The sequence below is a fragment of the Rothia sp. CCM 9416 genome (assembly GCF_048513535.1).
Lineage (GTDB): Bacteria > Actinomycetota > Actinomycetes > Actinomycetales > Micrococcaceae > Rothia.
In genome coordinates this window covers 19,288-32,995 of record NZ_JBLXXR010000022.1, presented here as the reverse complement: position 1 = coordinate 32,995, position 13,708 = coordinate 19,288, and the positions used below count along the sequence as shown (strand labels likewise).

Sequence of the window (13,708 nt, the reverse complement as noted above, 5' to 3'; positions counted from 1 at the left end):
GGTGGGGGGGGGGGCCGCCCCCCCCCCCACCACCATTACACACATTTACACATCGATCAAAGACCCATGCAAAATACACACTTTCTTTCTTGAGGTCCAGAAGAACCGGCCACCTTGCGGCTGTTCTTCCCTTGAACCTGTACTACCAGTATGCTCCAGCGGCCTGAGCGCGATATAGATTGTTTCTGTGGGCGGACTGAGAATATCTGTTCCTCTCTTGCTTCCAGAGCACCGTCGGGTGCAGGGAAGACCGCAGATAGGCACAAAAAGTGGCGAGGCCCCCATACTGGTCTCGCCACTCTCCGATGAAAGACAGGTTCAGCATTACCTGACTTTGAAGCACACACACATTCGCTTCTTATAGCCTTTCAAGCTAATACCTCTATATAACCTCACTAGGCTTATGGTGGGTTTTAAGTTACCTGGGAAAAAGCTGGGTATTTATATTTTTTACTGCAAAAACTTCTTCTTAGGCAAAAGAACCAATAATAAAGAACCACAGAACAGGGTTAGCAAGGACCGAAACCACCATCACTGCGATAAAGCCACCGGTGTGCCGCGAAAAGCGGATCAGTCCCACCAGGGCAAGGATAAAAGCTAGGGCTGCAGCTAGAACAGAAAGAACCATAAAACCTAGCAGGGTAGCTAAAACCGTTGAGGGGGGTCCAATATTGACCGCAAACGCCAACACAAGGGATATCAGTGAAATTACCTCAGTTACGACAGCGGCAATAAAGGTCTGGGTGCTCTGAGGGCGCGGGGTAGGTTTAGCCATACCCTCTAGCATGCCAAACCAACCTGGAAAACCCGAATACTACGGACCCACTACACACGCCAGTTTCACCACATTAGCCACAGCTATCCCACAGTGCGCCACAGTGTCAGACCATGCGAAAGCCCCGTTCTCTCCTGACGGGAGAAAACGGGGCTTTTAGGTTGGCCGTAACGGGTAATAAACGAGTTTATTACTCGGCTACAACATCCAGCTCAACGTTGGCTACAACGTCTTCGTGCAGACGCACGGAAACAGTGTAAACGCCGGTGCGCTTGATAGCGGAACCGAGGTTAATAGCGCGCTTGTCGATTGAACCTGCACCGGCAGCTTCAATAGCTTCAGCTACGTGCTCAGCCTTGACGGTGCCGAAGAGACGGCCGTCAGCGCCAGCCTTGTGAGCGACAACAACGGGCTTTGCCGACAGAGCAGCCGCAGTTGCCTTAGCTTCTTCGAGGTTAGCCTTGGCGCGAGCTACACGAGCTGCACGGATTGACTCAACCTGCTTTTCGCCGCCTACAGTCCAGGTGACTGCAAAGCCACGGGGAAGCAGGTAGTTACGAGCGTAGCCGTCCTTAACGGTAACGACGTCGCCAGCAGCACCGAGACCGGTGACTTCCTGAGTAAGAATGATCTTAGCCATGTTCTTCTACTCTCCTATCGATTTAGCGGCCAGCGCCTGAGTAGGGCAGCAGTGCAACTTCGCGGGCGTTCTTGATTGCCTGAGCGATCTTGCGCTGTTCCTGAACGGTTACGCCAGTAACGCGACGGGCACGGATCTTGCCGCGATCGGAGATGAACTTACGCAGAAGTGCAACGTCCTTGTAGTCGATTACGGTAACGTCTGCAGCCTTCAGCGGGTTCTGCTTGGGTTTGGGCTTACGGATTTCAGCCTTAGCCATCGTGGTGCTCCTTTTTCTCTTGGGAGCCCGCGGCTCTCACCGCGGGATGGATGAATATTTGGTCTTGTTCACAGAAGGACACTTGGTGTGCACCCTCCTCTGCATATGGCAGGTAAGTGCCTGCCAGCACCTTAGAAGGGAGGCTCGTCGTCGGCTCCACTACCCCAGTCATAGTTACCGCCGGACTGCTGGCCCCAAGGGTCAGCGGCTGGAGCCGGTGCCTGCTGGGGAGCTGCCTGAGGAGGAACTGCGGGGCTTGCCTGCGGGGCAGGGGCGCCGTAGCCGCCCTGCTGGCCGCCGTAGCCTGCGCCACCGCCAAAGCCAGCCTGGGGTGCGGCGTTGTAGCCGCCCTGGTTGGCATTGTTGTAGCCGCCACCAAAGCCCTGGTCGCCACCAAAGTTGCCACCTGAGCGCTGGTTACGGGATACGTTAGCGGATGCAAAACGGAGTGAGGGACCGATTTCTTCGATCTCTAGCTCCATTGAAGTGCGACGCTCGCCTTCTTTGGTTTCATACGAGCGGGACTTTAGACGGCCCTGCGCAATAACGCGCATACCCTTTTTGAGGGTTTCAGCGACGTTCTCCGCAGCTTCACGCCATACGCTGGCACGCAGGAAGAGGGTCTCGCCTTCTTTCCACTCGCCTGATGCGCGGTCAAAGTTGCGGGGGGTTGACGCGATCGTGAAGTTAGCTACCGCTGCCCCGTTGGGGGTGAAGCGAAGCTCAGGATCGCCTGTCAGGTTACCGATTACGGTAATGACGGTGTCGCCAGCCATGTGATGCCTCCGGTCGTAGTTATAAGAGTAAGTATTTGAAGTTTTGCACGGGGGTCTGACATTTTAGAAGCCCCTCGCGGGAGGTTAACCTAGTTTTCCTCGCCCCGTTTCAAACATTTACTTGGAGGAGATCTGCTGATCTTCCGGGCGGATGATCTTGGTGCGCATGACGGACTCGTTCAGATTCAGAACGCGGTCCAGTTCAGCAGCAGTCTCGGGGGTTGAGGTGAAGTTAACAACGGCGTAGATGCCTTCGCTCTTCTTCTGGATTTCGTAAGCGAGCTTACGGCGGCCCCAGATGTCCATCTTCTCGATGGTGCCGTTGTCCTTGGTGACAACTTCGAGGAACTTGGTGAGGGTGGGCTCTACAGCCTTGTCCTCGACCTCGGGGTTGAGGATAACCATCAGTTCGTATGCACGCATGATTAAACCCCTCCTTTGGGCTAAGCGGCTATGGGATTTCCATAGCAGGAGATTACGTACTGTCTGCCCGGGCTCAGGTGTTGGCTGGCACCAGCACAGACTCCACCCACTTTACAGGAGTAGGGAGGGTTTAGGCAGGTTTTTGAGGTTTTAAAGAGTGTTGCCCGCAGCACTGTAGGCGAGCTGTTTCTTAGGGCACCTAAGCCCCAACTCCCAGTGGCTTAGCTCCTGTAGGTGGCCCGGCTCTTCATCAGGGCATTGAGGTAACCTACGCGCACGGGTATGGTGAAGAGATCCCACAGCATGACAATGGCCAAGGGGGCATAAGATATCCAGCCAACAAAAGGAATACCTGCTGTCAGGGCCGCCGCAATGGCATTCCCTACAAGGTAGAAAATCCCCATAAAGGGCTGGCGGAGGTAGAACTTATGGGCACCGAGCCACCACAGGAAGATAAAGAGCAGGTAGGCCACGAGAGTCGATTTGGCCTGGACAATATAAACAGGCTGGCCCTGGGCGTATGAATAGGGGTGCCCAGGGTTATTGATGTAGGTGGGGCTGTAATGCTGAGGTTGTTCAGACATGCTTTCCTGCTTCGAGTCCGCCTAAGAAGTAGCGGCAAATTGTTGGAGAGTCGGTTGGGAGAGAACGTCATCAGAAACAGATTCTTGTAGCTCTTCCCTACTTGTTTTTTTATCTCCCAGACCGACGCTAATATCGGCGTGGTTTCCATCTGAGACTACCTCAGCGTCAATAGTGAATGTGATGATTTCTCGCTGGGCTTTACCGTCTGCTAGGTAGGTCAAATCCATGACAGCCTGTTCATGCTCAGAGGCATGCCACAGGCTAGGTTTGGCGGTATCTTGAACCAGGTAAAACGCAGGTCGAGAGACGAGCTTCCACTGCACATCACTGATAGTTGCAGTTGAGTCATTCCCATAGATAGCGGAGGTGGGGCACCCCACGACATCGAGCCTTCGTGAACTCTCACAGCGACTCAACCAGGAATCAATGAGTTCATCTGTCTCTCTCCACATGCGGGGGGACGGGCGGACCTCCAAGTTTAGGAGGGATATTTCGCTACTCCCGTCGGGCAGGGAGCTAGTCACAGTGCGCTCTACCGGGGAAAGTACATAATAGGACGTTGAAGGTAACGAGACGGTGTATGCACCGGGCAAGAGAGGAACCAGCCAAGAATAGCCCCCGTCAACCCTAAGACGGCGTGTCTTAGGCAGGCTCAGAGAGTGGCCGTTGACTGTAATTTCTGAAAGATCCACAGGGGTGGTTAACTGCAGATAATTCTGTGCTGAGGTCGCTAGTTTCCAGGTGTCATTGAAGGGGCCGCTTCTGGGCTCCAGTACAAATGGCAGTACCAAATCGTGCTCTTGCCCGTTGGCAAGGGCCCGCACAGTGACTTCAGCACGGTCATCCGGCTCAGGGGCGGAACTCAAAATGGTATAGCTTTCCACCCGTCCTTGAGCGGAGCTGTAGATAGTGTTGGTGAGATAGGTGTATGTGAAGCTTCTGTAGGCTTCCTCGTCCAGACCGTCGATATAATCGCCACGCTGAAGCGCCTGTATATACTGTTCAGCGGCTTCTTCTGGACTATGCGGCAGGGAATAGTAGTTACCCACCGACGCAATTACCAGGGCAAGCACCGACACGAACAGGGCTGTTAGGGTCAAACGAATCTTGATGCTACGGGCATCTCTGCGGGTCAGAATACCCGCTGCCCGTTCAGAGAACTCACCTACCTGGCCAGAGAACCGACCCACTTTTTGCACCGAAGCGGAAAAATTTTCACGAAGCTGCTCCCCGTGAGCGTGCAAGACAGAGCGAGCACTTCTCTGCTCTTCATTTTTGTCACGCTCAACCATGCCACCATTGTATGCCGGAGCGCTGGTGTATCTTTGCCTCCGCGATCAATCATTTCAAGATAGAAGAAACATATTTATTCAAGCCACAGGAGTAAGTCGCAAACTAATGGGCGCTGGAGCTCTGCTTATCAGAACTCCACCGCCCACCGGTATGTGTAAGCTACACCTTCCAGGGACAAAAATTATCCACGGGTATCCGAAAAACGGAACCGAAGGTAGCCGAGCAAGGCCGGGATAAAGGCCCAGAGCGCAAACCAGGAGCCAGCCTCCAGGTAGCCCATATCCGCATCAGCTCGCAGATCATAGGTCAAAATTACTCGCCCCAGAGAAGAGGGCAGGTAATTCATCGCATCAGCTACCCATTCCACTTGACCCGAAAAAATGGCCGCAATGATGGGAAGGATGAAGAAAACCACAACGACCATAACAATGCCCGCAGCATTGTTCCGGAAGAGGGTGCCAAAGCCGTACCCCATCCAGGCCATCAACATGAAGTAGATACCGGCAGCTACCCAGTTAAGCATCAGCCCGTTGTTGAACTCTAGGGTATCTTTCACAGAGCTATCAAGAACTGCGTAGCCAACCCAGTAGCCGATGCCCGTAACGACTACACCGAGTACGAAGGAGTAGACAGACAGGACGATAAGTTTTGCCAGGTAGTAACCTGTTCTCCGGGGCACAGCGGTCAAGGCCGCCTGAATTGACCGAGTGGAATATTCAGAACCGATAAAGACTGCCGCAAGAGAAGCAACCAGCATATTGGCAAGGTCAATACCGGAAGAACCCATCGCATATGCCAAATTGGTAATACTTTCGATCCCGGCGTTGGTCTGCTCCATTTGTTCAGACATCTTTGCCAGACTCTCAGCGTCCCGAGCCATTGAGTTAAGGATCGTGGCGTATAGCGGTGCCATTCCAATCATGACCAGAGCGGTCACTAGCGTTATCACCCAGTTGGTAACTAAAGACCGGAACTTGAGCGATTCCGAGCGAATCACGCCCCAAAAGGTGAGTTTTTTACCGGCGAATTGAGAAGGGCTCACCGGAGCCGCAAGAGATGTGTTCGCCATGATTATTTCTTCTCCCCTGTCTCGTTGCTGCTAGTTCCCCAAGGCGTATCCGGAATGTTCTCTGCTTGCACCTGGGCCAATTCAAAGGTGCTTGAGTTGTATTCCACATCATCACGGGTCATATTCATGTAGACCTGCTCCAGCGTGGCAACCTGTGGGGTGAGCTCATGCAGTAACACACCACGGTCACGCGCAAGCTCAGCAAGGTGACGAGAAGCTACCTGCTCCACCATCAGACCGTCCGTGTCAATAGCACTAAAAGCATAGCCAGCTTCTTGGAGGGCACCGGCAAAAGCCTCTCTGCTATCGGTGCGAACCAGCACTTTATTCTGATCACCAATGGTGAGGAACTCTTCCATCGAGCAGTTAGCCAGCATGCGGCCACGCCCAATCACAATAAGGTCATCGGCCGTTTGAGACATCTCACTCATGAGATGGGAAGAAATCAGGACAGCTCGCCCTTCACTGGCTAGGTGCCGGGCCAGGTTACGCACCCAGATGACGCCTTCCGGGTCAAGACCATTGACGGGCTCATCCAGGATGATATTTTCAGGGTCGCCCAGCAGAGCGGCGGCAATACCCATGCGTTGGCCCATACCCAGAGAGAAGCCCTTAACCTTCTTCTTGGCTACGGCACTCAGGCCAGTCATTTCGATGACCTCATCAACACGAGTCTTGGGAATACCGTGGGTCAGAGCCAGCGAGCGCAGATGGGCCAGCCCACTTCGACCGGGGTGCATGGCTTTGGCATCGAGTAGGGCACCAAGGCTAGAGAGCGGGCTAGGTAGGGAACGGTAGGGTGAGCCATCTACTAGAGCTTTCCCTTGGGTGGGCTTTTCGAGGCCGACCAGCATGCGCATGGTGGTTGATTTGCCGGCACCGTTGGGGCCCAAAAAGCCGGTAACTTTGCCGTTGGGGACGGTGAAACTTAGGTCATTGACGGCTGTCTTAGAGCCGTAGCGTTTGGTGAGGTTTTTGACCTCTAACATGGGTGTCCTCTGCAATAGGGGGGATTCTTCTTCTCTGAACCTTACAGGGTTTTGGACATACTGATATCCACCCAAAGGATGAATCCTGGAGAATATTTTGGTGGTGGAAGGTGAGAAACGGACAGAGACACCGACAGTGAACAAATTATCCACCAGCTACCTGAAAAGGCACTGTGGGAAGATTCTTGGGAAGGGCCGCTTTGGGATCAAGACGCGAGCACAAGCCGTATTCAGATGCTCCCCTCACAAGAGTTTGAAGATGCCCTGTGCCTTGCTCACGCAGTCAGCAGCCTGCTAGCTCATCCACCTCGCCCTAGCCAGCTTCTACCCCAGCAGCTAGTTGGTGTAGATAGCCAGATAGCACCAAGCTGGCATTATCTTCAAGCCAATCAGCACATCACGATTTTCCTGCCCCCTGTGGCCCAGCCACCCCAGCAGACCTATCTGTCAGTATGGTTGCCCGGTGCCATGGTGGAAAGCTTTGCCCTCTACCGAAACGAGGAGGGAAAATTCTTCATTGTTGCCCACGAGAAGCTCACTCCAAAGAGCACTTTTATTTCTCTTCAGGAGCTCAACAAACGCCAAACTATCGCTGATATTTTTGGTCACCCCTTGGATCTATCTTTGCTCTGTCAAAACCTGCCCACCATTTTTGCAGATATAGGGCAGGGTTCTACAGGTCGATGATCTCCTAGCTACTATCTATTCAATAGTTCCAAGGCTCAAGCCAATATTTCTAAGGCACAAACTCTAGGGAAAATCGATTAACCCTATCTTTCGGGCTCTAACTTACTTGCCCTATCCCCTGTTCAGCTGCCCATGCCCGCAGACGCCAAGTAGCTTCTTCTTCACCCAAGGCACCTTCATCCAAGCGCATATTCAGCAAGAACTTATAGGCCTGCCCCACCAGCGGGCCGGGCTTAATGCCTAAAATTGCCATGATTTGCTCGCCGTCCAGGTCCGGGCGCAGAGAGTTCAGCTCTTCCTGCTCGGCAAGTTCAGTGATGCGGCGTTCTAGGTCATCATAGGCCGAGGAGATGCGGTGAGCCTTGCGCCTGTTGCGGGTAGTGACATCGGCACGAGTCAAGCGGTGCAGACGTTCCAGCAGTTCTCCCGCATCGCGCACGTAGCGCCGCACAGCAGAGTCTGACCAACCAGCATCGCCGTATCCGTAGAAACGCATATGAAGCTCTACCAGCCGAGCAACAGCCTTGATAGTGTCGTTATCAAACCGCAGTTCCCGCATCCGCTTCTTAGTCAGCTTGGCACCCACTACATCGTGGTGCAAAAAGCTCACAGAGCCGTTCTCTTCAAACTTACGGGTAGCGGGCTTACCGATATCGTGCATGAGAGCAGCAAAACGCAGAATGAAGTCAGGGCCGGGTACCGCACCATCATTATCCGTTTCCTGTGAAGCGGCCTGTTCCATAACGGTTAAGGAATGTTGGTAGACATCCTTATGCCGGTGGTGCTCATCAACTTCTAGCTTAAGGGCCGGGATCTCTGGTAAGACATAGGAAGCCAGGCCTGATTCCACCAGCAAGTCAACACCGCGGCGGGGCGCTGTCCCGCAAATGAGCTTGACCAGTTCATCACGTACGCGCTCAGCGGAGATAATAGTGATTCGCTCGGACATATCGGTCATGGCTTCAAAAACCTCAGGAGCAAGGTCAATATCCAGCCGGGAAGCAAACCGGGCGGCACGCATCATACGGAGCGGGTCATCGGAGAAAGAATCCTGAGGGGTGCCAGGTGTTCGAATGATCCCAGCTTCTAAGTCTCGCTGACCGCCAAAAGGATCAACAAGCTCCAAAGACGGCAGGCGCAGGGCCATTGAGTTAATCGTGAAGTCACGCCGGAGGAGGTCATCTACAAGGTCAGTTCCGAAAGCCACGACCGGTTTACGGGAATCAGAATCGTATTTCTCAGCGCGGTAGGTGGTGATTTCGACCATCTCATTGCCCTTACGGATTCCGATGGTCCCGTATTCCTTGCCGATTTCCCAGGTGGCGTCTGCCCACCCTTTGACTACTTCTAAGGTCTGGTCCGGAGTGGCGTTGGTGGTGAAGTCCAGGTCTACCGATGTTTCCCCTAGAAAAAGGTCACGAACGGGCCCTCCCACCAGGGAGAGCTCAAATCCTGCGCGGTTAAATAGCTCGCCCGCCTCAAGGGCCACAGGGTGAATCAAAGAGGTATCAAATACATGCGCCATAACCCTTCAATCGTGCCAGCAAAATGCACAAGTTACCACTCACACCTACCTTTTTAAAACATCGTCCCCGCATATCGGTTAAGGTAGAGACATGACTTTTCCTATTCCACGGGCACCCAAGAGGCGGACTTTTACGCCCCTCGTTGCCATGCCCACGGTCGAGGAGGTCTCCGCAGGCGGTGTGATTGTCGACTTTAACGACCGAAATCTGCCTGTAGCCATCATCGCCCGAGTCAATCGCGGTGGCCGTCTCGAATGGTGCCTACCCAAGGGTCACCCCGAAGGTGATGAATCTAAGGTTCGCGCTGCTGCCCGTGAGATTGAGGAAGAAACTGGCATCTGTGGGGAAGTCATTACTTCTTTGGGTAGCATCGATTACTGGTTCAACGTCTCGGGGAATCGAGTCCATAAGACCGTCCACCACTTTCTGTTCTCCGCAACCGGGGGTGAATTGACTACTGAGAATGATCCCGATCATGAGGCGGTAGATGTCGCCTGGGTAAATATTGATGATTTGGGGCGCAAGCTCTCTTTCCCCAACGAGCGGCGTATCGCTGAAATCGCTCGCGAATACATCATTCACCAGCTTTCCTAGCTCCTGATTAGATAAGGATTCCCGTGGCACGTTCCGGTGCTCTTTCCAGCGCGATTATGGCTGCTGGAACCCTGGTTTCTAGGATTCTAGGGTTTGCCAAAACTTTTCTGATTACCGTTGCCCTTGGTTCTACAACCACTGTGGGCGATATTTTTGAAACCGCTAACACCCTACCAAACCTGATTTATGTTCTGGTGGCCGGCGGTATTTTCAACGCTGTGCTGGTGCCGCAGATTATCAAGGCAGCCAAGCATGATGATGGCGGTTCTGACTATGTTTCCCGCCTGGTAACACTTGCGGTTAGCGGTATAGCAGCTATTACTGCCCTTGTCCTGCTGTGTTCCTGGCCTATTATCCAGGTCATGGGTAGCAGGTGGAGCCCCGAGCAGCAGCACTTCGGTCTTATTTTCGCCTTCTGGTGTCTACCCCAGATTTTCTTCTATGGCCTCTACACAGTTCTAGGCCAGGTCCTGAACGCTCGCGGGGCTTTTGGCTGGTATATGTGGGCACCTGTGCTCAACAATGTGGTTGCTATTGCGGCGCTCATCGTCTTCATCTTCCTTTTTGGGCCCCAGGACGTCACCACTAACCCGCCCTACCATAATCTAGACAGTTGGACCTCAGCTCAGACTCTAGTTCTGGCAGGATCTGCCACCCTAGGTGTGGCTTTACAGTCACTGATTCTTTTTATTCCGCTCCGAAGAATCGGGCTACGGTTACGACCTAAGTTTGGCTGGCGCGGTATTGGACTGGGAACTGCCGCCCATCTGGCAGGTTGGACCCTGGCAACCGGCGTGATTTCTAACCTGGCTTTTATGTATCTGACCAAGGTGGCTGCTGGCGTGGTGGGTTCTCGCGAAGAGTTATTGGCCGCCGGTATCCAGATTCCGGGTGTTCAGGCCCTGAATTATTCGTCCATGCTCTATTCTCTGCCCCACGGTGTCATTGGCCTGTCGATTGCCACGGTGCTCTTCAATCGTATGTCTGCCGCCTCCCAGGAGGATGATCGCAGTACTGTTGCCTCCGCACTCTCTTCGGGTCTTAGGACCGCTTCGATTGCAACTATCTTCTGTGCTGTAGTTCTTGTGGTCTTTGCTGGGCCTGTAGGGATGATTTTCGGTGGCGGCTCCCAACAGTCCGGTGCAGTCATTGGCCAAACCATAGCGATAATCGCCCTTGGTGGGCCTTTCCTCACCGTTGCTTTCATGATGGGCCGTGTCTTCTATTCCCAGGAGGATGCAAAGACCCCCTTCTACGTCCAACTTTTCTCTGCTTTCGTTATTATTGCCCTTGGTTTTACAGCATCGCGACTATCCCCCCAGCACGTTATCTACGGCCTTGCACTAACGTATGCCCTCCAGAATGTTCTGGCGGTCTATCTGAGCCACCGGGTCCTGGTACGCCGTCTAGGTGACTACGATGTGAGAGGTATCGTCCTGACTCACGCTAAAGTTGCGTTTGCATCTCTGGGAGCAGGGGTCTTCGGCGTTGTTGCCCTCTATCTTCTGGGTGGCTATAGCTTTGATGGGTTCGCCTGGGAGTCAAGACTCAGTGCTTTCTTCACGGTGCTGCTGGGGGGCATCGTCATGGCAGTTGCCTACTATGCATTCCTCTTAATTTTCCGAGTCAAAGAATTAGATACCCTAATCAACCCGATTATGAATAAAGTCGGTGTGCTTACTCGCCGTGTCCGTGCTAGCAGGTAGTATCAGATACCAAAGAACCATTCAAACGGGAGGCCCCTTTTGACACCGCAGATTCCTCTTAACACCCTGTTGGGAGATCGCTACAAAGTCACCGCGCATGTTTTGGAAACCGCGGGCGGCGATGCAGTGCTCGATGGCCTAGACCAGGTATTGGGTCGCAAGGTTTCTATAGTTGTTGCCGCGCCCGAACACAATCGTCTCTTGGTTACAAATGCACGCAAATCAACGACTCTGACTCGTTCAGCAGTCCAGGTTCTTGACCTGGGCAACAAAGATGACAGCACCTATCTCATTACCTCCCATTCTCGCCCTGACACTCTCCTCGATGTTCTGCTGACTGAAGGTGAGAGCGGAAATACCGAAGAATTTGGGGAGGAAATTTTCGGTGATACGGGGTCTATGGCGGCCCCCAACACCTATGTGGTTGCTAAAGAAGCCAGCACAGTCGGTGGCGGGGCGATCTCTGCTATCAGGTCTGTGGATGAGGTGGCCGATGAGCCAGCAGAGGAATTTGAAGAGTACGATGCCGAAGAAGATGGCTACTACGAAGCGGACGAACCAACTGACCGTAATGGCGGTGTCTGGATTGTGGGCATCGCAGCTGCCCTCCTGCTTGTGATTGGCGCTGGAGCTGTCTTTGTGACCCTGGGTGGGCTTTCAAAGTCCGGTGAGTCTTCAGAGGCTTCGGGCGAAACAAGCGTTAGCGCCTCTGCTTCAGAAGGAGCAGCATCAGATGGTAAGGCTTCTGCAGCTGGGGAGCCCTCTGCTCCGGCAGAGAAATCTGCTGCCCCAAAGATTGACGGGACTTTTACTCGCTCAGTTCCTTCATCACCGACGCTGATGGCCGAAAGTGATTCTATGCTGGCTCATCTGACCGATAAGAATGAAGCGACAACCTGGACATCCTTGGCTTTTGGTTCGCCCAATTTTGGGGGCCTGGCAGATTCTGTCTACCTCTTGGCTAAGTTAGATGAGGCAACAACAGTTAAGAGCATCACTATCAACCAGGTTTCAGGTACCGGCGGCCAATTCACCATCTATGCCTCTGAAACTGCTTCTGCAGATGGCGGCAAAGAAATTGGATCTGGCAGTTTTGCAGCGAGCGGGGAAACCACTGTACAGCTCAATAAGGACGCCCAGAAGGGCAAAACCAAGTACATCATCATTAAGTTCACTGCGGCGCCTCAGCTGAGCCAGCCCATTGTTGCTGGTTACCCTTACGGTCTTCGTATCGCTGAAATCAGTATCAACTAAACCTTTGCAGCTGCCGGCGGGTGGGTTGGGAATATTACCCACCCACCCGCCGTTATATTGCACAAGCCCTGCAACACATAGATCCTCAAGGAGAAACATGACAGATAACGCTCTTGGCGGCCTTTTCAATGGCTCTGCCGGCCTCAAGGTGAAGGCTCCTGCACAAGCCCCTGAGACCGCGGCAGAGAAGCCCCGAGAAGCCGAGCAGCCCGTTCACAAGGTGATTATTGTGGGTTCTGGCCCCGCAGGTTACACTGCGGCTATTTACACCGCACGAGCTAATCTTCAGCCTCTTCTCTTTGCATCATCGGTATCCCCCGGCGGCGATCTGATGACTACCACTGAGGTCGAGAACTTCCCCGGTTTCATTGAGGGAATCCAGGGCCCTGAGTTGATGACCAATATCGGCGCTCAGGCAGAGCGTTTTGGCGCTGATATCCGCTACGAAGATGTGGCCGAAGTGGAGCTTGAAGGCGATATTAAGAAAGTCATTTTGACTGATGGTTCTGTTCACCTAGCCAAGGCCCTTATTTTCTCTACCGGGTCGGAATACCGCAAGCTGGGCGTTGAGGGTGAAGCACGCCTTTCAGGGCACGGTGTCTCTTGGTGTGCAACCTGTGACGGTTTCTTCTTCAAAGAGAAGGCTCTGGCTGTTATCGGTGGCGGCGATTCCGCTTTGGAAGAGGCTCTCTTCCTGACCAGCTTTGCATCTAAGGTCTATTTGGTCCACCGCCGCGATTCCTTCCGCGCCTCAGAGATTATGACCCAGCGTGCCCTGTCCAACGACAAGATCGAAGTGATCTGGAATTCCGTTGTGAAGTCCATTGACGGCGAAGATAAGGTCTCTGGCCTGACCTTGACCAATGTTAAGACCGGCCAGGACAGCGCCCTTGATGTTGAAGGTGTTTTTGTTGCCATTGGCTCAGACCCCCGAACTTCGCTAGTACAGGGCAAACTGGAGCTCACCTCCGAAGGCACCATTGCCGTAGATGGTCGTTCTTCCCGCACGTCTATCCCCGGTGTTTTTGCTGCGGGTGACGTTATTGACCCCACCTACCGCCAGGCTATTACAGCCGCAGGATCAGGCTGTGTAGCCGCTATTGATGCACAGCACTACCTGGAATCTCTTTAA

General features: G+C 53.5%; 15 protein-coding genes. 5 read left to right on the top strand and 10 right to left on the bottom strand.

Annotated elements, in window-relative coordinates; all coding sequences use genetic code 11:
* Positions 1–469: 469 nt before the first annotated feature.
* From ACN080_RS08945 to ACN080_RS08905, 9 genes are all read right to left on the bottom strand, one after another.
* Positions 470–775: a hypothetical protein gene (locus tag ACN080_RS08945; protein WP_419100741.1), complete on the bottom strand. Its 306-nt coding sequence runs from the start codon at positions 773–775 to the stop codon at positions 470–472.
* Positions 776–965: 190 nt separating this feature from the next.
* Positions 966–1,415, bottom strand: coding sequence for a 50S ribosomal protein L9 (rplI, locus tag ACN080_RS08940; protein WP_419100740.1), 450 nt, complete (start codon positions 1,413–1,415; stop codon positions 966–968).
* 22 nt (positions 1,416–1,437) lie between these two features.
* The gene (rpsR, locus tag ACN080_RS08935) at positions 1,438–1,674 is read right to left on the bottom strand and encodes a 30S ribosomal protein S18 (RefSeq protein ID WP_004005948.1); all 237 of its coding nucleotides are present in this window, start codon (positions 1,672–1,674) and stop codon (positions 1,438–1,440) included.
* A gap of 131 nt (positions 1,675–1,805) precedes the next feature.
* Positions 1,806–2,450 carry a single-stranded DNA-binding protein gene (locus ACN080_RS08930; RefSeq protein ID WP_419113581.1) on the bottom strand — a complete coding sequence of 215 codons (645 nt, stop codon included), beginning with the start codon at positions 2,448–2,450 and terminating at the stop codon, positions 1,806–1,808.
* Between the two features lie 117 nt (positions 2,451–2,567).
* Entirely contained in the window at positions 2,568–2,873 is a 306-nt protein-coding gene (gene rpsF, locus ACN080_RS08925) for a 30S ribosomal protein S6 (RefSeq protein ID WP_419100738.1), read from the bottom strand.
* 221 nt (positions 2,874–3,094) lie between these two features.
* Positions 3,095–3,457 (bottom strand): TM2 domain-containing protein, encoded by a 363-nt coding sequence (locus ACN080_RS08920; protein ID WP_419100737.1) that lies wholly within the window; start codon positions 3,455–3,457, stop codon positions 3,095–3,097.
* Between the two features lie 21 nt (positions 3,458–3,478).
* On the bottom strand, positions 3,479–4,750 hold the full coding sequence (locus ACN080_RS08915; RefSeq protein ID WP_419105207.1) for a hypothetical protein: 1,272 nt from the start codon (positions 4,748–4,750) through the stop codon (positions 3,479–3,481).
* A 182-nt stretch (positions 4,751–4,932) separates the two neighbouring features.
* Positions 4,933–5,820: a hypothetical protein gene (locus tag ACN080_RS08910; RefSeq protein ID WP_419100735.1), complete on the bottom strand. Its 888-nt coding sequence runs from the start codon at positions 5,818–5,820 to the stop codon at positions 4,933–4,935.
* Between the two features lie 2 nt (positions 5,821–5,822).
* Positions 5,823–6,809 (bottom strand): ABC transporter ATP-binding protein, encoded by a 987-nt coding sequence (locus ACN080_RS08905; protein ID WP_419100734.1) that lies wholly within the window; start codon positions 6,807–6,809, stop codon positions 5,823–5,825.
* A 234-nt stretch (positions 6,810–7,043) separates the two neighbouring features.
* Between ACN080_RS08905 and ACN080_RS08900 the strand changes: the two genes are divergently transcribed.
* A complete protein-coding gene (locus tag ACN080_RS08900; protein WP_419113580.1) occupies positions 7,044–7,496 on the top strand; it encodes a hypothetical protein in 453 nt (150 codons plus the stop codon).
* 97 nt (positions 7,497–7,593) lie between these two features.
* Here ACN080_RS08900 and ACN080_RS08895 read toward each other — a convergent pair whose 3' ends face one another.
* Positions 7,594–9,021, bottom strand: a complete 1,428-nt coding sequence (locus ACN080_RS08895; RefSeq protein ID WP_419100732.1) for a CCA tRNA nucleotidyltransferase — start codon at positions 9,019–9,021, stop codon at positions 7,594–7,596.
* Between the two features lie 91 nt (positions 9,022–9,112).
* Between ACN080_RS08895 and ACN080_RS08890 the strand changes: the two genes are divergently transcribed.
* The 4 genes from ACN080_RS08890 (at position 9,113) to trxB (ending at position 13,708) form a co-directional block, all read left to right on the top strand.
* A complete protein-coding gene (locus tag ACN080_RS08890; RefSeq protein ID WP_419100731.1) occupies positions 9,113–9,616 on the top strand; it encodes an NUDIX hydrolase in 504 nt (167 codons plus the stop codon).
* Between the two features lie 23 nt (positions 9,617–9,639).
* On the top strand, positions 9,640–11,322 hold the full coding sequence (gene murJ / locus ACN080_RS08885) for a murein biosynthesis integral membrane protein MurJ (protein WP_419105205.1): 1,683 nt from the start codon (positions 9,640–9,642) through the stop codon (positions 11,320–11,322).
* A gap of 39 nt (positions 11,323–11,361) precedes the next feature.
* Positions 11,362–12,576, top strand: coding sequence for a serine/threonine protein kinase (locus ACN080_RS08880; RefSeq protein WP_419105204.1), 1,215 nt, complete (start codon positions 11,362–11,364; stop codon positions 12,574–12,576).
* A gap of 97 nt (positions 12,577–12,673) precedes the next feature.
* Positions 12,674–13,708: a thioredoxin-disulfide reductase gene (trxB, locus tag ACN080_RS08875; protein WP_419113579.1), complete on the top strand. Its 1,035-nt coding sequence runs from the start codon at positions 12,674–12,676 to the stop codon at positions 13,706–13,708.